Source organism: Acetobacterium sp. KB-1, assembly GCF_003260995.1.
Lineage (GTDB): Bacteria > Bacillota > Clostridia > Eubacteriales > Eubacteriaceae > Acetobacterium > Acetobacterium carbinolicum.
The window spans coordinates 1,222,244-1,245,796 of sequence record NZ_CP030040.1 but is presented as its reverse complement, the minus strand read 5'-3'; the positions used below and the strand labels follow the sequence as shown (position 1 = coordinate 1,245,796).

Below are 23,553 nucleotides of genomic sequence, written 5' to 3'. Positions count from 1 at the left end.
GATGATTGAGTTTAGTGATGTTAGTCAACAGTATGAAACAGAGAAGCCAATTATCAGGAATTTGAGTCTGACCGTTTCACAAGGGGAGTTTGTGGTGCTGATCGGGCCTTCCGGCTGCGGTAAAACGACCCTGCTAAAAATGATCAACGGTTTGATTTTACCAAACAGCGGTGAAATCCGAATTAAAGGAAAAGAGCTCAAAGAATGGGACCCGATTACCCTAAAACGAAACATCGGTTATGTGATCCAGCAGGTGGGGCTGTTTCCTCATCTGAACATTGAAAAAAATATTGCCTATGCTCTGGATATTCAAAAGACCAGCGAAACCAAAAAAAAGGAACGGGCCCGGGAGCTAATTAATCTGGTCGGGCTAGAAGAAGGTTATCTGGGGAAATACCCCAACGAATTAAGCGGCGGCCAGAAGCAGCGAGTCGGTATTGCCCGGGCACTGGCGGCAGATCCCGAAATTATTTTAATGGACGAACCTTTGGGCGCCGTGGATCAAATTAATCGGGCGGTGCTCCAGGATGAAATCATTCGGATTTATCAAACGCTTAATAAAACCATTGTCTTTGTCACCCACGACATCGAAGAAGCCATTAAACTGGGAACCAAAATTGTAGTGATGAATCAGGGCGAAATTATGGAAGTCGGTTCCCGGGATACCATCGTTTTTCACAACAAAAGTCATTTTGCCGATGATTTTATCGGGAACAAGGGGTTTTTATCCTATTTAAATATTGTCAAAATCAAACAGGTGGTTTGTTCCTTTAATGAAAGTTCCAATGGCAATACCAAAGAAATGTCCCTTTGGGTGTCGGAGGCAGATCCCCTGATTGTGGGGATTCGGATGTGTTTGGAAAATGGTGTTAATCTTGTTGGTGTCCTTGATACCGCTGGTCGGGTTGTTGGTGCTTTTGATCTGGGCTGTTTGTCCCGGCTTACGTTCTGATAAGATAGTTAGGTTTTCAAACAAAAGGCAACTAAAATGGCGAGGATTCCCGTTTTTATCCGGGCATCCTCGCCAATATTTGTTTAAGAATGAATTTTATGCGGTGCTAGAGGCTTGGATTCCGGGAGTCTGATCTCTCCGGCTTTAACCAGGGCGTATTTGGCAGCAATAGGGCCAACCACCGAGTAAATGAAGGTAGAACACAAAATAACCACTTGAATCTGTTCGGCATAGAGGGGAACCAGCTTGGCGGCAACCACCACCAACCCAAGTGCAACCCCGGCCTGAGGCATCAGGGTGGGTCCCAGATAGGTACAGATGTTTTTATCTTGATGGGTGACTCGGCCACCTAACCAGGCACCAGCCATTTTGCCAACAACCCGGATAACGACATAGATGATGCCGATCAGCCCAATGGCAGGCAGTGCCGAGATCTGAAATCCAGCCCCGGAGATGACAAAAAAGACCATAAAAATAGGCGGTGTAAAGGAATCGGTGACTTTTAGCAGCGCATCAATCTGATCCCGGTAAATATTAACAAGTACCCCACCAAGGGCCATGCAGGCTAGTAAAGGGGAACCATGAAGTAAATCAGCGACCCAGTAGGTCAACAGGATAAAAGCGATGACAATGCAGATTTGATTGGAGGGCTTCTTGAAAAAACGGAAAAACAGTTTCATCAGGATTCCGGCCGCGGCGCCCAGAATAAATGAAATGATAACTTCATAAAAAGGGGTGAGGATCGAAAGAATTAGACTGGTTTCGACACTTGCGTTCATGGCATTAACGATGGTGGCAGCAAATCCAAAGGCGATCAAAGCAATGGCGTCATCAGCCGCCACAACGCTCATCAACATTGAAGTCAGAGGGCCTTTGGCATCATATTGTTTGATGACCATAATGGTTTGGGCAGGAGCGGTTGCTGCCGCAATGGCCCCCAACATGATCGAAAGCTTGGGGTCAAAACCAAATAACATCAATACCAGAGTTACCAGAATTACGGCCATGAGAGCTTCAGCCGTAGCAATCACAATCGGGGCAATACCGACCTTCCGGAAATAGTTGAGATCAAACTGGCTACCGATGGAAAAGGCGATAAAGCCCAAGGCAACATCTGAGATGATCATAAAACCATTGACCATATCAATGGAGATAAGATTCAGGAAGGACGGTCCCAAAATAAGTCCGGCAATCAAGTAGCCGGTGACATTGGGCATTTTGAATTGTTTGGCCAGTCGTCCCAGCAGGAGGCCGGCAAAAAGCATAACGGCGATTTCAATGATGAGTTTAGCTTCCAATTGAACATAGACCTTTCGCAAAATCGACGGGTATCGTGAACACGATCCCCGAATCCGCTTCGTCAAGGTTTGATACCGTGGCTTCAATCACTTCAATGACCTGGTCTATTTTTTCGTCTTCAAGAATGACAAAAATAAGATTGCCTTGCGTCACATCAGGATTGAGAAAGGTACGGAGTGAACCAAGAATAGGGATTTCGTCAGCGTCGTGAAGATGGCTGAGTTGTCGGGCCATGCCCCGGCTTTCCAGCACTGTTGCACCGCATATTCGTTTAGACGCCAATGCCGCCAGCAGTGAATCCAGTTTGTCTGGCTGGCTTAAGACATAAACAAGTAACTTCATTAATTTCCTCCTCTGATATTTCTGATTAAAATTTGTGATACATTCAGTATAACACTTAATCCCTGCCAGATCAAAAAAGATAGTTTGAAGAGTAGTCTCAGGTGTATTGGCAAAAAGCGATTTATACTAAAATTTGTCCCAGAAAGCTCTGTAGCCGTTCATTTTGGGGGTGATCAAAAATTTCTTCGGGAGGACCTTCTTCAGCAATTTGACCTTCAGAAATAAAGATGACGCGATCGGCTACCTCTTTGGCAAATCCCATTTCATGGGTAACAATAATCATGGTTCGGCCTTCTTTGGCAAGGTCATTCATAACGCCCAATACCTCTCCAACCAGCTCAGGATCCAGGGCCGAGGTGGGTTCGTCAAATAAGATGACCTTTGGTTCCATCGCCAGGGAGCGGGCAATGGCCACCCGTTGCTGCTGTCCACCGGAAAGCATCGCTGGGTATTCGTCGGCCTTATCCAGCAGGTTAACCTTCTCAAGCAGGTCCATTGCTAGGCCTCGCGCCTTCTTTTTATCCATTTTTTTAACGGTGACGGGGCCTTCCATCACGTTCTGAATAACCGTCATATGGGGAAAAAGGTTAAAACGCTGAAAGACCATCCCAACCTTTTGACGGATGGCATTGATATCTTTTGATGTGACTAATTCGCCGTCGATGTAGATTTCACCCTCGTTTTTTTCTTCCAGGAAATTGATACAGCGCAGTAGGGTACTTTTTCCTGATCCACTCGATCCAATCAAACAGACGACCTCGCTTTCGTCGACGGTTAAATCGATTCCGCGCAGGACTTCCAGTTCACCAAAATATTTATGTAAGTTTTTAATTTCGATCATGCTCATTGTTTACCTCTCATTTACTTTCAACTTTTGTTCGACTTTACTAAGGAGTTTAGTTAGTCCCATGGTGATAATTAGGTAGTACACCCCAGCGGTGAAATAAATCGGGAATACATTAAAGGTGGCGGCACCAAACTGGCGGGCCAGCAGCATGGTTTCGGTGATCGTGATAACACTGGCCAGGGAAGAGTCCTTGACTGCAATGATAAACTGATTGCCCAAAGCTGGTACTGATCGCTTAAATGCCTGGGGTAACACAACCCGTTTCATGGCTTGCCATTTGGTCATTCCCAGAGACCGGGCAGCTTCCCGCTGACCATAGTCGATGGATTCAATAGAACCCCGGAAAATTTCACTGATATAGGCACCGTTATGCAGGGCCAGGGCAATAACCGCAGAGGGGAAACTGTCAATCATGATTCCCATACTGGGGAGCCCATAAAAAATAAAGTACAATTGGAGTAAAAGGGGCGTTCCCCGAACAACGGTGATATAGACGTCCATTATTTTTTTTAACCACTTATATTTGGTCAGTTTTAAAACCGCAACCACCAGACCGATGACCATCCCCAGTATGATGGAGAAAAACGCCAGTTCCAGCGTTAATATAACGCCGGGAATAAACTTAGGGGCAAATTCGACAACGGTTTTAAAGAATTCGATACTATTGTTTGCCAGATTTATGATCGCATCCATAGGATACCTCCTGTTTTTTTTAATAAGTACTAATTAGTATACCCATAAAATGATGACATCCGTATCCTCTCGACAAAAAAATACGGATGTCACAGTTTTTTAATTTAGTTAAATTTTGGTTATAAATTTATTTAAATACGGACTGGGGTTTAAAGGAAGTCAGGCAGCTCGGAAGAGTTCCGGACTGCCTGACTACAAAATTTTTATTTTTCAAGAATGTTCATTCCGAACCAGCGGTTACTAATTTCTGCATAGGTGCCATCTTCAATAATGGCTGCCAGGGCAGTATTAACTGCTTCCAATAGCTCCGTATCATTCTGACGAATGGCAATGGCAATGTTTTCGGTATAAAGTAAATCCCCGATTGGTTCAATCGCTACCCCATAGTCAATTGGGGCTCGGGCACCAACAACCTTGCTGGTAACGAGTCCATCAGAACGACCCTGATCGACACTTTTGAAATTATCAACATCGCTTTGGAATTGAAGAATTTCAGCAATATTTTCCATCCCATCCAGATATTCATGGAAGGTGGTACCAGTAACGACTCCAACCTTGCCATTTTCTAATTCAGTAATGCTGTTTAATCCAGAACCTGCTTTGGCAAAAAACTGAGCGCCATCATAGTAGTACGGATCGCTAAAACTAACCTCTTTAAGTCGGTCTTCAGTAACAGCCATACTACCAATGATCATATCAAAACGATTGCCGGTAAGTCCGCCAATGATGCCGTCCCATTCCACGGTAATGGGTTTAGCAGTAACGCCCATTTTTTCAGCGAGAGCATGAGCAATTTCGATATCAAATCCAGCCAGTTCACCATTCTCATCGATATAATTAAATGGTGGATAGGCGCCAGTCATGGCAAAAGTCATTTCACCACTGTCCATAATCTTTGAATAGGTGGTTTCATCACCGGATGATCCGGTACATCCGCTGAGAACTAAGGTCAGTAAAACACCGACAGTCATCATAATTAATTGTTTCTTTTTCATTTCTTCCTCCTTGTTTTGGCTAATCGAAAACAAAGTTTTTTTCGATATTTTTATAGCCAGTTGGTATTGATTTATATTCAACGGGATTAGTACATCCAATAACAGATCACTAAAGCCCGGAATGTCTTGAGTAGATGGATTAGGGGCAATTGGTATAAGTGTGTCAATAAATTGATATAAAAAAAGGGCACTCTAACTCTGTTAATACAGAGTTAGAGTGCCCTAGCTTCGCTATAAAATAACTCACAATATACCATTTATGGCAAAATTGCCCAATAGTATAGTGTATGACCTCACGATCCTACACAAGCCCCAGTTCCATAAAATGTTTTTCGATACAGATTTCATTTATTAAACTCTTAGCTTACATATTTCCACGTTTTAGAACACGTAAATAAGCTCACCAAAAAAACTACTCAAAGTACATACTTCACAACTTTATTGAGTATATTATATCAAATCTCTATGATTATGTCAACTTAAAATCAGTATTTAGCTTGATCTCACGGAAAGTTCGAATATTAAATAGGGCTTAGTTCTTCAAAATGTATGTTTAGTCAGCGTAAATTCAGCAAAGAAATCGAGAACACGTTTTCGCTGAGGTTACTCTTGTCGTTGTGATTGTTGTCTCCCGATCGATATAAAACAGAGGGCTCCAGTTAGGATAAATCCTATACCGCCGATAATGCCAACAGGTAGTGGTCCAATAAAGGGGCTGGGGTTTCCCATTGTGACAAAAACAGAAACTGCTGCCATGCCATTCAGGGAGCCATGGGCGATTGAAGCGGGAAGAAAGCTTTTGGTTTTTATGGCCAGATAAGAGAAGAAAGAACCGACAAATAAACAAAAGACAACCATCGCCAGAATACCGCCCCAGGGAGCGGAGGGATAACCCGTGCCGTAATTATGACCCATTGCAATAATGGGTGCATGCCATAAACCCCAAATGATACCAGAAATAACAATGGAAACCCGGGGGCTGTACATTTTCATCAGTTTTGGCAGCAAATAACCCCGCCAGCCGATTTCCTCACCGGAGGTAGTGATAATGTTAAGAATCGGGCTGATGAAAATCCCCATTGCCAACTGAGTTATAAAGATAGTAAGCAGGGTGCCTTCTGGAAGAGAAAGGCCTTGAGCCACATAGACCTCAGCCATTTGGCTCATCGTGGGGTCAAACTGACTGGGGAAAATCAAAAAATAGAAGAGTGCTCCCAGGATAATCAAAAAAGCTGGGCCAAACCAGGCTGCCAGATAGTAACGGACATTGCCTTTTAAATGCGGCTTAAGACCAAAATCCTTAAACCCTTCCTTCGTAATGAGTCGGGTGGCCACCACCGAAATGGCGGGCATCAACATCACGACCGATAGCACGAAGATGGCGTAGCTGCTCGTTAGTCCACCATTGGCCATCAAAGCAAATTCCAGGGTCCAGGTCAGAAAAAAAGTTATTCCTAAAAAAATTCCAATTCGTTTCATTGAGTATCTCCTTTGTTATTTAAATGGTTTTAATTGTTACCTTCTCATGATTATAGAACCTTTCACAAAAAAACTCAATGGATTTACGGTTGATTCTGGTTGATAAGATCAACCAGGAGGTGATTTTATTAAAAATGGACCTACTAAAAAAAGCTATTCAAGTTGACAAATTTTGCGAAATGATATAAGCTTTATCCATTATCGAGTAAGTTTTTACGAAAGGAAATAAAAATGGACGACGAACCTGGGGAAACTGAGAAGTGCATAAAGAATTTTAAAATGTATCGTGTTAATCTCATCGTTTTCAATCGTTTTTCTTACTATTTGAGGCCGCAATATCTCAAGAAGAGATATTAGTGCGTCTTTTTTTGTAGTTAAAATTAGGAGGATAAACGATTGATCACAAAGATTATATTTTTACTTGCATTAGTTCTGGTAAATGCTTTTTTCGCAGCGTCAGAAATTGCCCTGATCTCATTAAATGACAACAAAATAAAACTGATGGCGGAAGGTGGCAATAAAAAAGCCCAACTGCTTGTTAAGTTGCTGGGAGAACCGAGCCGATTTCTGGCGACCATTCAAATTGGCATTACTTTAGCCGGCTTTATGGCCAGTGCTTTTGCTGCAGAGAGTTTTGCTGGTCCGATTGTGTTGGTTATAAAACAGTACAACATTCCCGTTTCAGACGGGGTATTAAAAGTTACCACTTTGGTGCTGATTACGTTGATCCTTTCATATTTTACTTTAGTTTTGGGTGAACTGGTACCTAAACGAATTGCCATGAAAAAATCCGAAAGCATTGCATTCTTTGCGGTAGGAATATTATCAGTTATATCAGTAATTACAGCACCAATTGTTAAACTCTTAACCGTTTCGACCAACTTTTTTGTCCGCTTGGCCGGAATCGACCCTAATTCGGAAGAAGATAATGTTACTGAAGAAGAAATTCGAATGATGGTAGATGTAGGTGGAGAAAGAGGCACAATCAACGAACGGGAAAAGACGATGATCAACAACGTTTTCGAGTTCAATAATAAAACCGTTTCTGATATTATGACACACCGGATGGATCTCTTTTGTGTATCGGTTGACATTGACCTTAAAGAACTCATCAACTGTGTTAAAGATGAAAAATACACCCGAATTCCTGTGTACGAAGAAACAGTGGACAATATCATTGGGATTTTACATGTCAAAGACCTGATTTTTCTGATTAATGCCGATGAGACCTGTGATTTTAGTATTCGTGAGAATATTAGAAAGCCCTACTATGTTTCCACAGGTAAGAAAATTGATGAATTATTTGTCGATCTGCAGAAAGCTAAAACACATATAGCGGTGGTTATCGACGAATATGGTGGAACCGCGGGGATCGTAACGATTGAAGATCTCATTGAAGAAATTGTGGGCGATATCTATGATGAATTTGATGAAGAGGAATATGAATTCAGAAAAATTGAAGATCATATCTATGAAGTCAGCGGTATGATTAGTCTTGACGATCTGGATAAACTGATCGATGTGGAATTGCCGGTTGATGAGTATGAAACATTCAGCGGGTTTCTTATCGGTCTTATTGGTAATATCCCACCGCAGGGAGCTGTTTTGGAAATAGTATACGAGAATTTAAGGATCAAAATTCTAGAGGTATCGGATAAGCGAATTGAAAAGGTGATTGTTTATATGGGAACTAAAAAAAAGTAGGTATCGGCTGTTTATACAAAAAAATTATGAATAATCATTGAGGTTGCCTGATCGGAAGGTCACCTTTTTTAATGCGATTAATAATATTGTTGTTAAGTCAGAAAAGAGAGGGTATATAAATAAACATCAGTCTAATAAATCAAGACACGTTCAATGAGAGGAGAAAACTAAATGGTAGAACAATTATTTAAACTAACTGGTGGAGATGATAAAATCGTCGAAAAAGTTATTCTAGATGAAAATCTCCATTATATACATGCGATTATTAATCAGAGTGACGGATTTCCCGAGCATTATACCAACGCCGTTGTTTATATGACGGTAATAAGAGGAATTGTCTCCCTACAGCTGGATGAACAGGATTACTATGCCTATCCAACGGGCACTGTTTTGAAAATACCCTTTAATACCAAAATGATTCTTAATAACTTTAATCCGGAAACCCTTGAGCTAATCCTGATCAAAGCCCCGCCACCAGAAGAACTGCCTGAATAAAGTAAGAAATAGACAAAAGAGAAATATGAAATCATATAGAAACAGGTGACAAAAATGAAAATAATCGTTTTAGATGGCCATACATTAAATCCCGGCGATCTCAGTTGGGATGGTCTGGAAAAATTAGGGAAGGTAACGGTTTATGATCGGACGACCAAAGCCGATGTGATCCAGCGGATCGGGGATGCAGAAATAGTTATCACCAATAAGACCGCCATCACGAAAGAAATCCTGACAGTCTGCCAACAGATCAAATACATTGGGGTGTTGGCTACCGGCTATAATGTCGTGGATGTAGTTGCAGCCGCAGAGCGGGGCATCACAGTGACCAATATTCCCACCTATGGTACTGATGCGGTCTCTCAGTTTGCGATTGCTTTGTTGATGGAATTGTGTCATCGTATTGGCGATCATTCCCGTTCGGTGTTTTCTGGTGACTGGGCCAATAACCCAGATTGGTGCTACTGGAATTACCCGCAGATTGAACTAAGTGGAAAAACCATGGGGATCATTGGCTTTGGAAAAATCGGCCAGCGCACCGGGCACATTGCTCAGGCTCTGGGGATGAAGGTGCTGGCCAGTGACATCAATAAGTACCCGGAGCTGGAATCAGAAACCTGTCAGTATGTAACGCAGGATGAACTGTTTGCAGCAGCCGATGTGATCATCCTTCATTGCCCACTTTTTGACGAGACCCGGGGGATCATCAACGCGAAAAATATTGCGAAGATGAAAAATGGGGTTTTGATTATCAATAACTCCCGCGGCCAGCTGATTGTTGAAGATGATCTGCGGGATGCCCTCAACAGCGGCAAGGTGGGGGGTGCAGCAGTGGATGTCGTATCCACGGAGCCCATTAAACTAACCAACCCGCTAATCCAGGCTAAAAATATCATTATCACACCGCATATTTCCTGGGCGCCCCAGGAGAGTCGGCAGCGGCTGATGGACATTGCCGTGGATAATTTGGCTTGCTATCTAAAAGGTAATAAAAGAAATGTAGTGAGTCGTTAGAGTTTAAAAAAAAGCACACTTTGTTTTCAGACTATTGAAAACAAAGTGTGCTTTTTTAAGGTTGATAAATGGTAAAAAGTAACGCGAAGCAGATCACGATTAATAACGATGGGAAGTGAAATTTTGATAATAAAGGGAGAGATTAGAAAAAAATTAAAAAGAGTTATTGACATATGTTAATAACAGCGATATTATAGTTAATAACATATGTTAAATATAAATAAGACGTCTAACGATTAGGATACAGAAAGGAGGCGATTTGATGGCAGCAGTAGTTAATCAGGAAGAATGCATCGGTTGTGGTAAATGTGAGGATGTGTGTCCGGTTGAAGCAATAAAAGTAGTAGAAGGTAAGGCGACTGTCAGTGATGAATGTATCGACTGCGGCGCATGCGTTGATGAATGTCCGGTTGAAGCGATTAATTTATAATAAGGAGGATTAAAATGCCAGGAAAAGATGGAACAGGTCCGATCGGTGATGGGTCTATTGGTGGCGGCGGTGGCCGAAGAGGGCAAGGGAATAGCTTTGGAGCACCAGCTTATTGTATTTGCCCGCAATGCGGAGAAAGGGTAGCACATCAAGCTGGACTTCCATGCACTTCGGTTAAATGTCCTAAATGTCAAGCTTTAATGATTCGCGAATAACAAATTAGAATAGGAGGATTAAAATGCCAGGAAGAGATGGAACAGGCCCGATCGGTGATGGATCAGTTGGTAGCAGAGGCGGGTCAGGTAGTGGCCGGGGCCGGGGTGGATGCAGAAATGGCGGCGGAAAAAATAATCGCTTTGTCAATAATCGGTTTGGCGATCCCTATTGTCGCAGATGGGATAACAGCAACCCGAATGATGTGTCGATGCTGAAAAATCAGGCCGAATACTATGAAAAGCAATTGGAATCCATTAATCAGCGGATTTCCAGTCTGAATGTTGAACGCCAAGTTATCGAAGACTAAAAAAATAGCCTTGAATCACAAAGGATTCAAGGCTATTTTTTTTTATTAATACGTTACACTAGGATAGAATGTCGAAACCAGAATAAAACCCAGATAGAAAGCTAGAAAGCTCAAAACAAGCGTTGCCAGCACATAGATTACGGCACTGAGGATCCGGTTATTTTGAAGCAGCACGAAGTCTTCAAACATAAAGGTGGAAAAGGTCGTGTAGGCCCCCAAAAATCCTTCTGCAAATAAACCATAAAGCAGGGTTGAAATATCAAAACCAGTGACGATACCTAAGAGAAAGGCGCCAGAGACGTTGATGACGAAGGTACCGACCGGTAGGTGCTTGTGCCGGGAGGCAAAACGTTTGCCCAGATAGTAACGGGTGGTGCTTCCTAAAGCACCACCCACAATAACGCATACAATTTCCATGAGCTGTTTTCCTTAATTGTAATCAATGCTAAATCGGGAGATGAGATTTTTGCCAACCGGATGCAAAATATGATGACCGATCAGATGGCCAAGGTAAACAGCGCCCACACCAAGGGTAATGGAGGCCGCTACATAGTAACAAAAAAAACGCAGATAACCGGCATCCAGAATACTAAGGCTTTCTTTGCAGAAGGTTGAAAAAGTGGTAAAGGCACCCAGCAGTCCAGCAGTGAGCCCTAGCTTGATATCAGTACTGATCCGCTCAGTTTTAGAGAAAACGGCATTGAGCATCCCCAGGAACAGGCAACCAATCAAGTTGATGACAAGAATGGTTAAGGCCAGATTAATAAGTTGATCGGCAGATTGAAAAAGGGTGGGAGCGTTTTTGAGTTCGAACCGTAATAGGGCTCCGATCGCACCGCCAGCTCCGATAAAATAATATTTTTTCATAACAGTCCTCCTGACTTAAGTGATAAAAATAGTTTGACACGAAGGGATTTAATATGTGGTTTGGGTATTTCAGACAATAAAAAACCTGCAGCATTGAAAAATCCTGCAGGAGTCATCAGCTGGTTAGCAATTCAGGTGAACTCCATCACCTTGTATGAAATAATGTTATCATGACGCAATAATCGTGTCAATCAAACGCTGCACTGTAATCGAAATCAAAATTAAAAAGTTTGAAATAAGCAAAAATAATAAATGTTTTATTAGGATACGGTAACTATCATGATAATTTCTGTTAAACAAATGTCCGAATATTTCTGATAAATGATGATTGAGAGGGTTGTGAACAAAATTCTGAAGATAAAATAGGAACGCATTTTTTTATGAATTTTTTCTAAAGCCTCAAGAAGATCAATGAGTTCGCTCAAGTCATTAAGCAGTATCTTTGAAAGTCGTTTTGTAATGGGTGAGATGCTTAAAGAAAAAAAGATTTCAGTGCAACGTCACAAAAATTGCACTGAAATAAAGGGATATATATATGAACTGATAGTGAAAATAACACCAGCGAGTCCCATAAATAAGTTAAAGCGGATTAAGATTGTCAGGAAAAAAACTTTTCGATCAGCAGCGGCTGGGAAATAGCGGCCAAATTAGGTTTGCCAAAAAAGCGATTACTAGACTGCGATCTAAATCAAATAAGAAAAATTGAGCAATAAAAAAACCTGCTGAAATGCAAAGCAATACAGCAGGAGTCATTAGCTACTAAGCAATTGTGGTGAACTCCATCACCTAATTTATTTGAATTTATCTTAACACGGTGTAAAATATGTGTCAACGAAATGATTGTCTGCAATCGTAATCAGAATATTAATAATAAAAGGCTAACTTTTCTCAAGAACCGTTACGGTCAAAGACATGGGCAAATAGATCATTGCCGAAACTGGTGGGAAGGGGCTCACCCGGCAGAATTTGAAAGGTTCGGCGGCCATCCTCATTGCGTTCAGCTCTTAAAAACAGGTAATGGGGATTACTTTCCTGATAAAAGTTGTTGGCAAAGGCAAAAAAATGGGTCACAAAGACTACCCGGATATCTTTTGAGATCAGGGCTTTGACAATCTGCCGCGCAATTTCTGAACCCTCTCGCTCATTGGTGGAAGCAAAGGATTCATTGAATAAAACCAGCGCTTGGGGCGCGATTTTGTCGATAATTGCGCTCATGCGGTTTAATTCTTCATCCAGTTTTCCCGAGGTCATAGTGGCATCCTCGTCCTTGGTGAAATGCGAGAAGATCCCGGTGCAGAGACTGGCAGTAAAGGTTTTGCTAGGGACAAACAAGCCGCATTGCATCATTAACTGAGCCTGACCGAGGCTACGAAGAAAAGTTGTTTTACCACCCTGATTGGCACCAGTTACAATAAGCAGATCTTTTCTGTTGGCATCAAGGGTATTGGGTACGATGGCTTGTTGAGTTTTAAGCAGAGCCAGTCCTAGATCGTACAAACCTTCACAGCAGAGATCCTTTGTTGCTGACTTCATGGGATATGGTAAGGTTATTGGATAGGGAGTATCAAGCATCTGATCATGTAAATTGAGCGCACCCACATAAAAGGCCAATTCGGTTTTAATAATAGTCCAGAAATCTAAAATATGCTGGGCGGATTGAACCATGGGATCAATAATCGGCTCACAGGCTCGTACCTTACGGTAACCCAGATCAATAGCTCCCCGGTCATCCCGGCTATGGAGGGTAAAGGCGGGGGCAAAACGCCACTTCAAGGGACTATTCTTATTTTTTTTGCGTAGCACGTAGCCGTATCCATACAGTTTTTTGCCAACCTGGGCACTAATCAGAACGCCATCCTTAAATTGCAGTTCTTTTAAATTTGCATCAAGGTCTTTAATAAAAGCATCATCAAGGTTTTTGCGGAGCATGGCAAAAAAATTTTTAAAACCATCAGAGTTAAATTTGGAATTTTCGTTATCGGCAATCTCTTTAAAACAGATAAAATATTTCACGAAAAACTTCAGCAGGTTTACCGAACCGCTTAAATTTGATGAGCGATAGGAACTGGAAAAACTCCAGAACCATTCTTTCTTTTTAACCAGTATCTCGGTCACCAACTCGTACATGGTTCTAACAATTTTTGGGTTTTTAATACAGTCTTTTAAAATAGCCTGTCGATAGAAAATCGTATCGGGATCATCAAGACTCAAAAAGAGAGCCTGATTACAAACATCATAAATAAAGGGATCCTGATTGGCCATCACATCGAGGATGCCTTCTATGCCGAGATCCCGCGTCAAGATTTTCTGATCTTGAGTAATGGCTTCATTTATATCAAAGCAGCGGTCTTTATACATTAAATAGACGTTCATGAAGAAATCCTTTCATTGATTGAAAAATAGTCCAGATGATAGCGCTGGACAATGTGATTGGCATAGGCCAGGCCGTCGGGTTCTTTGCGGATTAGCGTATAGGTTCGCTCTGAGGCGTCAACTTCAGAAACCATGCTGACCATACTGACAATTTTTTCATGACAGGAAGCCAGTTCGGTAATAAAGGTAACAAATACACAAATCAGATCCAGATCGGCCAGCATGGTGATGAAATTTGTACCAATTAATATAGCATCATTAAGGGTGGTTGAGGACAGGATTTCATTGATGATCACCAGGCTGTTGGGAGTGGCGGCGTCAAAAATCGCTTTCATCCGAATCAGGTCATCACTGAGTTTACCCTGGAGGGAATTGATGTTTTCTTCCTGTTCGAAATGGGTGAAAATCTGATCGAAATGGAAAATTCTTGACCGACTGCCCTGAATGGGCAGGCCCAGACAACCGAGATGATGAATTTGACCAAAGTGACGAGAAAAGGTTGTTTTACCGCCTTGATTCGGCCCGGAGATAAGAATAATCCGTTCATTGTTTTTGAGATAAAAGCTATTGCAGACCATATTCTCTGGTGTTTTTATCAGTTTATCGGCCAAGGCCAAATCAAAACCGTCATCATTATAGAGGTCGGTCTTAGAATTGGTGATTTCTGGCAGACTAAAGGATAAACCCATTTTTTTAATGGCTTTGATGTAATCAAAATAGGCAATATAGAATTGAAGCTCCCGGGAAAAAATGAGGATCGTGGGATTCATAAAGCTGTGATGGTTCAGGCAATAGTCATCCAGTTGTCCAAAGGATTGGGGATATAGTTTGGCCGCCAGGTTTAAGATGTTATTTTCCACATGGGTTGCCAATCCTTCATGGAGTTTGTCTTCCTGTTTGGTAGATTGACGTTTAGGGTTAAAACGTTCCAGCAGCTGAATGACCTCGCTGCTGTGATCGGGTTCGCCTTCATACTTTTTCACCTTGACGGTATCGCCTTTGATCAGGATGCAATAATCCAGTGCAAACAGTTCATCTTTGAGACGGCTGGTTGTTTTGCTGAGATTCACAAAAGCATTGGAATGGATATAGTCACCAAGAAAATCGCCCAGAGATAAAAAGCCCAAGGCTTTTAAACCGCTATGCGTGAGACATTCATAATAACGTTTGACTTCTTCACAGTAGGTTTCAATGATGTCCAAATAGCGACCCTTTTCCAGATAATCCTGATGCTTGTCCCCAGAACGGTTGAGACTGGTCAGGCATTGATCGAATTGCTGATTAAGGGTGAAAATTTTCTCGGAAAAAGCTGAGCTTGACCTAAAGAAATCATCTTTTTCTAAATCAGTGACAACCGCTTGACGAAAATGGATGTTTTCCATTTGTTTTAAGGGTGAATAAAAAAAAGACTTTAAATCATAGTCATCTTTATCCAGGGTAATCGCTTTAATGAGCTGGTCCAGATTTAGATTCTTGAAATAGCTGGGTTCCTCAATAACAGGTTTTTCTTCATAACCGGTTTGATATAAAATACTCTTAAATTCCATAAGGCCTCCTAAATAACAAAAAAAGCTGACAAATCCCGCACATCGTGCAGAAGTTATCAGCTTTTGGCGTTTAAGCATTTGCTAGGGGAAACTTCATTCCCTGTGATGAGTATAGACAAATGGCATTCATTTGTCAAGCATATTCCGGTTAAGACACTTCTAATTAAGGTTTCCTGAGTTGCGGTCGCATTTCACGTTGATATTTTGATGCGAATCGATTAAACTATCAATTAGGTGATGAAGTTCGCCCTGGCACTGGCCAAAATGCTGACACGCTGATGACTTCTGTTAATTAGACAGAAGCATCGGCTTTTTTAATTTGAACAAGTATCATCTTTGGTCAAAAGATCTGTTGAAGAGAGGAATTATGAATGAGTAAAAAAAATATAACGACAACAATTGATGATGCGGCAACTTTGCTTCAGGGAATAGGTGTATGCGAAGAAGACATCCGGAAAATTGAAATGCTTAAAACAAAAATAAAAAACCGGGAGCTGGTGATTTCGGTCATCGGCCAGTTCAAGCGAGGGAAGACCTCGTTTATCAATGCCGTGCTGGAAGCGGCGGTGCTGCCGGTGGGGATTATTCCGGTGACCTCGGTGGCTACTAAAATTCAGTATGGTGAAGCGTTGGCCGAGGTTCATTTTAAAACCGGAGACCACCAAATAGTGGCTCTGGATCAGCTAGTGGGGTATATTGCTGAACAGCAAAACCCCAACAACCAGAAAGGTGTTTCTTTTGTCAATCTTTTTTTGCCGGATGATTTTCTAAGAGCGGGCATCACCCTGGTGGATACACCCGGGGTGGGGTCGATTCATCAGAATAATACCGATGAAGCCTATGCCTTTATGAGGGACAGCGATGCGATCATTTTTATGCTGTCAGTGGATAGTCCGATTAACGAAATTGAACGGGAGTTTTTGATAGAAGCCAGAAACTACGCCGCCAAGTTTTACTTTGCCATTAATAAGACCGACACCATCAGTCCATCAGATCTGGAAGCCTATCTGGGTTATTGTCATGATATTCTTTGTGAGATTATGGCCGTGGAGGCGATCGAACTTTTTGCCATCAGTGCCAAAACCAAAGTGGGAATCGATGCGCTTTTTATTAAAATAGCTGAAGACATTAAGGTTTCGGCCGATCGGATTATTATGGATTCGGTGCAGATCAAGTTTCGGGAGGTACTGAGAGTGGCCCTTTCCCACCTGGAGCTATACCGCCGGGCTTATGGCATGCCCCTAAAAAACCTGGAGGAAAAACGAAGCGAACTGGAAGAAAAACTGAGCAGTCTGGATCAGATCACCCGAGATTCCACCTTTTATTTGTTGCGCCATATTGATGAACTACTGGAGCAGATCCGGGCGGAGTTACAGGATGGTTCAGCCGGAATTCGGGATGTACTGTCTGCGGAAATGGCAGCGGTCTATGAAAAGAATCGGAATGCGAAACCGAAAGAATTGGAAAAAATGTTGATGGCCTTGCTGGAAAACCAGCTAACAGCCCATCTCAATGAACTCAGCGAGCGGGGACTGGCGAGTCTTTCGTCAGGGTATGAACATCTGGCAGAGATTCTCAATCAGAAGATCGATGACTTGAAGGCGTTTCTGGTAAAGGTGGTGGCGGAACTCTTCGGCATTAGCTATCAGGTTGATACCATGGCGCATACGCTGTCGTCCCGGGATGATTTCTATGTGAAGGTCAATCAGAAACCGGCGGCCTTTCTGCTGGATATGAATGATCTGGTTTACCTGTTGCCCCGGGGTTACGCCAATAAAAAGATCTATGCCCGCTATCAGAATAAGATGCAGACGGACGTGGAGCACAACATCAATAACATGATCTATAATTATCAGTACAAGATCCGCGAGAGTGTCAGGGAGTTTAAGGCGGTACTGGAGCGGGAATCGGACGCATTGAAACAGGATCTCAGCGAGTTGATGAATCGGGTCGTTGCCGACAAAGAAGCGAGCAGCCAGACGCTTGGTGAAAAAATTAAAGAACTGGACACCGTTTGCCAGCAGTTAACCGTCATATTATCAGAATTTTAAAGTAAATAATACAAGCTGTAGTAATGTTACTCGCTGCCGGACATTTAAAAGTAAAATAAAGCCATTAGCGGTATGATAAAAGAAAACAAATGCTTAAAGTAATCAAAGTCGACGAGTGACATGGACTTAAAAGAACGCGGGAAAAATTAAACCAGGATCCCTGCCGTTTTTGTAGTGCTTAAGAAAATAGAATCAGAGTATCTTGGGGGGATGGCAGGAAACCAGGAAAGTGGTATTATGCCCTTCCTACAGAGTTATTCGGTCTGGTTGTGATTTGATCGCTTGTAAGAGCTATTACGAGCTGACACAAGATCAGGTTTTAAACCAATGGCGGAGAGTTACGAGATAATAGCAATTATATTAAAAGGAAAAGATGACAACGTCTCTTTTAGAAAGTGGTCACTATGTTTACAAATAATCAGGATGGATTGGAATTGTCGACGTTAATGTTGATTAATGCGGCCGAGCGCAGAGGGATTCAAGTCGAGATCCTGGATCTTGAGGATAATTTTATTCGCTTGAAGAAAGGCGATAAAATAGAATATGTCAAGCAAGCGACCCGGACATCCGCTGACACTTATATTGCGCCACTAATTATGGAGAATAAGGAAGTCACCAAGGTGGTTCTTCGCGAAAAAGGCATCCGGGTGCCGGCGGGGATTATGGTCAAATCGACTACTGAGGCCATGGCTCACTATCAAGAATTCCGGGGCAAAGACATTGTGGTAAAGCCCAAATCCTCCAATTTTGGGATTGGGATTGTGATTCATAAAAATATTCAGTGTGAAAAATGCTACCAGCTTGCAGTGAATCAGGCGTTTACCCATGATACTTCGGTGCTGATTGAAGAATTTGTGCCAGGCAAAGAGTACCGCTTTCTGGTTATTGATGATGAGGTGGTGGGGATTCTCCATCGGGTACCGGCCAATGTGGTAGGTGACGGAGTTCATTCGATTGCCGCGCTGGTAGTGAAAAAAAACCAGAATCCGCTCCGGGGTAAAGGTTATGTGTCACCGCTAGAAAAGCTGCGATTGGATCACACTGAAATTGCCTTTCTCAGTGAACAGAATAAATCGATTGAGACCATTCCTGAGGTTGGCGAAACCGTCTATCTCCGGGAAAATTCCAACATCAGTACTGGTGGTGACAGTATTGATTTTACGGATGCGATCAGCGCTGATTACAAGGCCATTGCCGTTAAAGCTGCTCAGGCGGTGGGGGCTAAAATCTGCGGTGCGGACATCATCATCCAAGATCTTCAAAAAGTCCCTGACGACAAGAATTACAGTATCATCGAACTGAATTTTAACCCGGCTTTACATATTCACAATTATCCCTTTGTTGGTGAGAACCGCCATGTCGATGACAAGGTGTTGGATCTGCTGGGATTTTAAACGGGTGCTAATAAGGCATGAATAGGGGTATCTCTTAGATCGTTTGAGCACCTTTAATGGGTGCTTTTTTCAATCGGTTTATGGTGATTAAAAAGCGAGTATGATAAAAAAAGCAAAACTTCTCCGGGCGTAATTGTAATAATTTGGGGTATGAACAGATAACAATACAAAAAAATGAGCGCAAAGAGGGAAAAGTTATGGAATATGATGCAATTATTATTGGTGGGGGATTGTCAGGCCTGACCGCCGCGAGTCTGTTGGCAAAAAGCCGATTAAAGGTGGTTGTGATTGAAAAAAGCTATAATCCCGGCGGCTCCTGCGGGATTTTTAAACGTAATGGCGCGACCTTTGATATTGGCGCGGCGATCCGTTACGTCGAACTGGCCACGCCCCGGACGATCGAGCGCTATACCAATAAAAACGGTGGAGCGGTAGCCGGTCCCAAACAGATGCTGGGGCAGCATATGTTTAAGCGGCTTCATACCCGGACCGAATGGGACAATCTGTTCTGCTGCGGCGAATCGACCGTGATGGGCACCGGCACCCCAACCGTGACCACATCGGGGATTTCGGCGGCAAATATAGTGCTCAAGAAACGGGGCCTGCAGCCCTATGTTTATCAGCCAAAGCGAAAGAAGATGGTGCGGCTCCTAGACAAACCGGTGACCGCCGAGAAACTGTATGCCGATGTCCCGGCCGAAATTCGGAGTCTGATGCAGAAAGCCTCCCGCTGTGAATACTGTGAGCATCCCTATTGCTCGATTGGGATGCAAGCCCGGGGGCGGGATCTGGATATCCGTGGCATCATGCGCCGGGTCACGGTGGGAAATCTGGTCGGCGCCAGGAAACGGCTGGAAACCTATTGCGATGAACACCAGATCAGGATTGAAACAACACCGTTGGATCTGGCCCTTTGCGAAAGTCGCTGTATTCAGAACACCAGAAATAGTAAGCCGGTGGCGATTCAGGCCGTGATCGATGGGTTGCTGGGGTAGATGGAGGTGGTTGCGATGATGGATTTTAAAAAAGACGATGCAAACGGAACAGTGGCTGACGGGAACGATTATGATGTGATTGTCATTGGTGCCGGGATTGCCGGATTGACCAGTGCCGCCTATACTGCCAAAGCCGGTTATACGACCCTGCTCTGTGAAAAAAATGAAAAACCCGGGGGGTTGGTGGGGAGTTTTAGTCGCAATGGTTTTACCTTTGACGCCGGCATTCGGGCTTTTGAAAACTCGGGGATTGTTTTTCCGATGCTTGCGCAGCTGGGAATTGCTATCGAGTTTGTCAAAAATCCAGTGATGATCGGCATTGAAGATACCCATATGACTTTAAAAGGGGTGGAAAGTCTAGCTAATTATGCTGCCATGTTGATTGCGAAATTTCCCGAAAATCAAGCGGAAATTGCCGCCATAATCAGTGAGATCCATAAAGTAACCGGGTACATGGATGTACTCTACGGCATCGAAAACCCACTGTTTAAGGATTTGACTATGGACAAGGACTATCTGTTTAAAACCCTGCTGCCATGGTTGCTTAAATACCAGGTGAATATTCGCAAAGCCCAGAAACTCAGTGAACCGATCGAGGATTATTTGCGGCGCTTTACCAAAAATCAAGCGCTGATCGATGTCATCATTCAGCATTTTTTTGAAAAGATGCCGACTTTTTTTGCCCTCAGTTATTTTGGCTTATACAGCGATTATAGCTATCCGATCGGTGGTACCGGGCGGCTGGTTACCGCGCTGCGTGATTTTATTGCTGGCCATCAGGGCGAGCTGGCGCTAGGCACCGAGATCAGCCAGATCGATGTCCGCGCCCGACGGGTGACCACCCGGGATGGCCGCTGCTTTGGTTATCGGGAACTGATCTGGTGCGGGGATATGAAGGCGCTTTATACTGCCGTTGATTTTGCAAAATCAGGGGAACACAGCCGTCGGGTCCGAGAACAGCAACAAAAGATCCGCCAAAATAGGGGCGGGGATTCGATTTTCACCCTCTACCTGGAGGTTAATCTGGAGTCGTCTTATTTTGCTCAGCGCTGCGGCCCTCATTGTTTTTATACCCCCAGCAAGGCCGGTCTTTCGGCCATCCAGTCGGAACACTGGCAGGCGGTGCTGGCAGATCCGAATCGATCGGCGATCGATTTGCAGAGTGCTCTGAAAGCCTGGGTCCGGGAATATCTGGAACTGACCACCTACGAGATTTCCTGCCCGGCGCTCCGCGATCCGGCCCTAGCCCCAGCCGGAAAAACCGGGGTGATTGTCAGCACCTTAATGGATTATCGGCTGGTTAAAGCCACTTTTGAAGCGGGCTGGTATCCGGCCTTTAAAGCCTTATGCGAAGAGCAGATAATGGCGGTGCTGGAAAACAGCGTTTTTCGCGGCTTGACCGAACAGGTTGAGCAGCGTTTCAGTTCCACCCCCTTAACGATTGAGCGGATTACTGGAAATTCCGGCGGGGCTATTACCGGCTGGGCCTTTTGCGACGAGGGGACCGCCGGAAAATTGCCGGCGGTTAACCAGTTTCGAAAAATTGTCAAAACCATTGCGACCCCGCTGCCCCATATTTCTCAGGCCGGGCAATGGACCTTTAGTCCCTCAGGACTGCCGGTCTCGATCCTGACCGGTAAGCTGGCGGCAGACGCGGTGATCAAGCGGCTCGCAAAACAGGACCGAGCGGGTCAATCCGGTGATGCTTCAGGAGCCGGCCGATGATCATCGTCGGGGCCATGATGGTGCTGGGGCTGGTGGCCAGCTGGATACTTTTTTATCGTTTTCCCGGATTGGAGCGAGGTGATCCGCAAGATCCAGGCAAAAACACACCCCAGCTTTCGATTATTATCCCGGCCCGGAACGAAGAACAAAACCTGGTCTTGCTGCTGGGCGATTTAAAAAAGCAGACGCGTGACATTCACGAAATTATCTGCGTCGATGACGGCTCCACCGATCAAACCGCCAGCATTGCCACGGTTTTAGGGGCTCGACTGATTACAGCGACCCCCAAACCAGCTGGCTGGTTGGGCAAGTCCTGGGCCTGCCAGCAGGGCGGGGCGGCCGCTACCGGGGCACTGCTTCTATTTCTGGACGCCGATGTACGGCTGAGTCCGGCCGGGATCGGCAAGCTGTTAAAGGCCCATCAAAAAAACGGTTGGGTGATCTCAGTGATGCCCTATCATCAGATTAAGAGCAAAACCGAATCGTTGTCGCTGTTTTTTAATTGCATCCAGATGGGGGCCAATGGCCTGGGCTTGCCGGCGGGGCGTAAAAAAAACAGCCACCCTTATCAGATCGGCCTCTATGGTCCGGTGATCATGATCAGTCGGGCCGATTATCAGGCCGTCGGCGGTCATGTCGCCATTAAAGACAGCATCGTCGATGATATGGCGCTGGGTGAAAAACTCCGCGAAAAAGAAATTCCCTTTGCTCTGTTTCTGGGGGATCACGACGTTTCCTATCGGATGTACCGCGGTGGGCTACGAGAGCTGATCCAGGGTTGGACCAAAAACCAGGCCGTCGGGGCGGCGAAAACACCGCTGCTGATTCTAGTGCTGGTCTTTTTCTGGATCACCGCGGTAGCCTCGGCGCCGCTTTATCTGGCTCTTAATCTGGTCTGGCAGCAGTGGCTCAGGGCCGGGTTAATGGCCTTGTGCTATGGTATCTGGGTGCTGGAACTGAACCGCATCGCCCGGCATATCGGTAGCTTCTCAGTGATCAGTATCGTTTCTTATCCGCTACTGCTGCTTTTTTATCTGCTGATCTTTTTGCGTTCGCTGGTAAAAAAAATCCTGCGTCGCCCGGTGATCTGGAAAGACCGGGAAATTAGACTGGATAAATAAGAGAGGAGAAGCGCATGCGAATCATTTTTCTGCCCCAAGGATTGACAGTTCTTCTGTGTTTTATTGTCTGGCCGTTTCTTATGGTTGCAGCTGCCTTGATTTGTACTCGCTTGCCGGATCGTTTTTTTAACTATGCCACCTGGTTTTACCGGGCCCATCCCTGGGAAAAAGACGGGGAGATCTATGAAAGGTGGTTCCGGGTGCGGCGTTGGAAAAAATACCTGCCTGATGGCGGTTCGCTGGTCAAGGGCGGCTTTGAAAAGAAAAAGCTGGTCAGTTTTAAAAAAGATAATCTTGACAAATACCTGTTAGAATCCTGCCGCGCCGAAATGATTCACTGGTTGGCGATTCTACCATTCTGGATGTTCGGCTTTTTTACACCGCCAATTGTAATACTCTATATGTTGATTTTCGCCCTGGCCGTTAATCTGCCTTGCGTGATTGCCCAGCGCTATAATCGGCCGCGGATTGTCCGGATTATTAGAGCGGATCGGATTTAAATAAGTGGAGGAGATAAGTGTAACCTAATTGAATAAAAGGATGGTTATGCTTAACAAGTATTAAGAATGATGTTGTTAATAATTTCTGCAGAGTTCCGAATTTTACTATTATTAATGTTTGAGATGGTGTAAGATTGAATTAATTTAATCGAAAAAACAAAGGCGTTTTGAGTTATTCAAAGCGCCCTTTTTTTGGTTAAAAACGCA

23 protein-coding genes and 4 riboswitches are annotated in these 23,553 nt (G+C 43.9%); of the genes, 13 read left to right on the top strand and 10 right to left on the bottom strand.

The window, feature by feature from the left end; translation table 11 throughout:
• Nucleotide 1 precedes the first annotated feature (1 nt).
• Entirely contained in the window at nt 2–952 is a 951-nt protein-coding gene (locus tag DOZ58_RS05785) for an ABC transporter ATP-binding protein (protein ID WP_111887454.1), read from the top strand.
• A gap of 83 nt (nt 953–1,035) precedes the next feature.
• Here DOZ58_RS05785 and DOZ58_RS05780 read toward each other — a convergent pair whose 3' ends face one another.
• The 6 genes from DOZ58_RS05780 to DOZ58_RS05755 form a co-directional block, all read right to left on the bottom strand.
• Nucleotides 1,036–2,271 carry a cation:proton antiporter gene (locus tag DOZ58_RS05780; RefSeq protein ID WP_242988615.1) on the bottom strand — a complete coding sequence of 412 codons (1,236 nt, stop codon included), beginning with the start codon at nt 2,269–2,271 and terminating at the stop codon, nt 1,036–1,038.
• Nucleotides 2,240–2,593 (bottom strand): P-II family nitrogen regulator, encoded by a 354-nt coding sequence (locus DOZ58_RS05775; protein ID WP_111887453.1) that lies wholly within the window; start codon nt 2,591–2,593, stop codon nt 2,240–2,242. Before DOZ58_RS05775 ends, DOZ58_RS05780 begins: the two co-directional genes overlap by 32 nt.
• Nucleotides 2,594–2,714: 121 nt before the next feature.
• Nucleotides 2,715–3,434 (bottom strand): amino acid ABC transporter ATP-binding protein, encoded by a 720-nt coding sequence (locus DOZ58_RS05770; protein WP_111889689.1) that lies wholly within the window; start codon nt 3,432–3,434, stop codon nt 2,715–2,717.
• Nucleotides 3,435–3,443: 9 nt separating this feature from the next.
• Complete coding sequence (locus tag DOZ58_RS05765; protein WP_111887452.1) at nt 3,444–4,133, bottom strand: amino acid ABC transporter permease; 690 nt, start codon at nt 4,131–4,133, stop codon at nt 3,444–3,446.
• A gap of 203 nt (nt 4,134–4,336) precedes the next feature.
• The gene (locus tag DOZ58_RS05760) at nt 4,337–5,128 is read right to left on the bottom strand and encodes a transporter substrate-binding domain-containing protein (protein WP_111887451.1); all 792 of its coding nucleotides are present in this window, start codon (nt 5,126–5,128) and stop codon (nt 4,337–4,339) included.
• 603 nt (nt 5,129–5,731) lie between these two features.
• Nucleotides 5,732–6,607: a CPBP family intramembrane glutamic endopeptidase gene (locus tag DOZ58_RS05755; protein WP_111887450.1), complete on the bottom strand. Its 876-nt coding sequence runs from the start codon at nt 6,605–6,607 to the stop codon at nt 5,732–5,734.
• Nucleotides 6,608–7,003: 396 nt separating this feature from the next.
• On the opposite strand from DOZ58_RS05755, the gene DOZ58_RS05750 reads away from it, so the two are divergent.
• The 6 genes from DOZ58_RS05750 to DOZ58_RS05725 all read left to right on the top strand — a co-directional run bounded on the left by DOZ58_RS05750 (nt 7,004) and on the right by DOZ58_RS05725 (nt 10,773).
• Entirely contained in the window at nt 7,004–8,311 is a 1,308-nt protein-coding gene (locus DOZ58_RS05750; protein ID WP_111887449.1) for a hemolysin family protein, read from the top strand.
• 171 nt (nt 8,312–8,482) lie between these two features.
• A complete protein-coding gene (locus DOZ58_RS05745) occupies nt 8,483–8,806 on the top strand; it encodes a cupin domain-containing protein (RefSeq protein ID WP_111887448.1) in 324 nt (107 codons plus the stop codon).
• Nucleotides 8,807–8,860: 54 nt separating this feature from the next.
• Complete coding sequence (locus DOZ58_RS05740; RefSeq protein ID WP_111887447.1) at nt 8,861–9,820, top strand: D-2-hydroxyacid dehydrogenase; 960 nt, start codon at nt 8,861–8,863, stop codon at nt 9,818–9,820.
• Nucleotides 9,821–10,082: 262 nt separating this feature from the next.
• Nucleotides 10,083–10,250 (top strand): 4Fe-4S binding protein, encoded by a 168-nt coding sequence (locus DOZ58_RS05735; RefSeq protein WP_111887446.1) that lies wholly within the window; start codon nt 10,083–10,085, stop codon nt 10,248–10,250.
• Between the two features lie 14 nt (nt 10,251–10,264).
• Nucleotides 10,265–10,465 carry a hypothetical protein gene (locus DOZ58_RS05730; RefSeq protein ID WP_111887445.1) on the top strand — a complete coding sequence of 67 codons (201 nt, stop codon included), beginning with the start codon at nt 10,265–10,267 and terminating at the stop codon, nt 10,463–10,465.
• 23 nt (nt 10,466–10,488) lie between these two features.
• A complete protein-coding gene (locus DOZ58_RS05725) occupies nt 10,489–10,773 on the top strand; it encodes a DUF5320 domain-containing protein (RefSeq protein WP_111887444.1) in 285 nt (94 codons plus the stop codon).
• Nucleotides 10,774–10,818: 45 nt separating this feature from the next.
• Here the strand turns inward: DOZ58_RS05725 and crcB are convergent, their stop codons facing one another.
• The 4 genes from crcB to DOZ58_RS05700 form a co-directional block, all read right to left on the bottom strand.
• Entirely contained in the window at nt 10,819–11,190 is a 372-nt protein-coding gene (crcB, locus tag DOZ58_RS05720) for a fluoride efflux transporter CrcB (RefSeq protein WP_111887443.1), read from the bottom strand.
• Nucleotides 11,191–11,202: 12 nt separating this feature from the next.
• A complete protein-coding gene (locus DOZ58_RS05715; protein ID WP_111887442.1) occupies nt 11,203–11,640 on the bottom strand; it encodes a CrcB family protein in 438 nt (145 codons plus the stop codon).
• Nucleotides 11,641–11,739: 99 nt separating this feature from the next.
• Nucleotides 11,740–11,799: riboswitch (Fluoride riboswitch) on the bottom strand.
• 577 nt (nt 11,800–12,376) lie between these two features.
• Nucleotides 12,377–12,436: riboswitch (Fluoride riboswitch) on the bottom strand.
• Nucleotides 12,437–12,528: 92 nt separating this feature from the next.
• Entirely contained in the window at nt 12,529–14,013 is a 1,485-nt protein-coding gene (locus tag DOZ58_RS05705; protein WP_111887440.1) for a DNA mismatch repair protein MutS, read from the bottom strand.
• On the bottom strand, nt 14,010–15,560 hold the full coding sequence (locus tag DOZ58_RS05700; protein WP_162624442.1) for a DNA mismatch repair protein MutS: 1,551 nt from the start codon (nt 15,558–15,560) through the stop codon (nt 14,010–14,012). Before DOZ58_RS05700 ends, DOZ58_RS05705 begins: the two co-directional genes overlap by 4 nt.
• Before the next feature lie 40 nt (nt 15,561–15,600).
• A riboswitch (Fluoride riboswitch) is annotated at nt 15,601–15,670 on the bottom strand.
• Between the two features lie 114 nt (nt 15,671–15,784).
• Nucleotides 15,785–15,855: riboswitch (Fluoride riboswitch) on the top strand.
• A gap of 76 nt (nt 15,856–15,931) precedes the next feature.
• Between DOZ58_RS05700 and DOZ58_RS05695 the strand changes: the two genes are divergently transcribed.
• The 6 genes from DOZ58_RS05695 to DOZ58_RS05670 all read left to right on the top strand — a co-directional run bounded on the left by DOZ58_RS05695 (nt 15,932) and on the right by DOZ58_RS05670 (nt 23,346).
• On the top strand, nt 15,932–17,611 hold the full coding sequence (locus DOZ58_RS05695) for a dynamin family protein (RefSeq protein WP_111887438.1): 1,680 nt from the start codon (nt 15,932–15,934) through the stop codon (nt 17,609–17,611).
• A gap of 404 nt (nt 17,612–18,015) precedes the next feature.
• Entirely contained in the window at nt 18,016–19,005 is a 990-nt protein-coding gene (gshAB, locus tag DOZ58_RS05690; protein ID WP_111887437.1) for a bifunctional glutamate--cysteine ligase GshA/glutathione synthetase GshB, read from the top strand.
• Between the two features lie 197 nt (nt 19,006–19,202).
• Entirely contained in the window at nt 19,203–20,000 is a 798-nt protein-coding gene (locus DOZ58_RS05685; RefSeq protein ID WP_111887436.1) for an NAD(P)-binding protein, read from the top strand.
• Between the two features lie 15 nt (nt 20,001–20,015).
• Nucleotides 20,016–21,725, top strand: a complete 1,710-nt coding sequence (locus DOZ58_RS05680) for an NAD(P)/FAD-dependent oxidoreductase (RefSeq protein WP_204355479.1) — start codon at nt 20,016–20,018, stop codon at nt 21,723–21,725.
• The gene (locus DOZ58_RS05675) at nt 21,722–22,846 is read left to right on the top strand and encodes a glycosyltransferase (protein ID WP_111887435.1); all 1,125 of its coding nucleotides are present in this window, start codon (nt 21,722–21,724) and stop codon (nt 22,844–22,846) included. Before DOZ58_RS05680 ends, DOZ58_RS05675 begins: the two co-directional genes overlap by 4 nt.
• A 14-nt stretch (nt 22,847–22,860) precedes the next feature.
• Nucleotides 22,861–23,346, top strand: a complete 486-nt coding sequence (locus DOZ58_RS05670) for a hypothetical protein (RefSeq protein ID WP_111887434.1) — start codon at nt 22,861–22,863, stop codon at nt 23,344–23,346.
• Nucleotides 23,347–23,553: the final 207 nt, after the last annotated feature.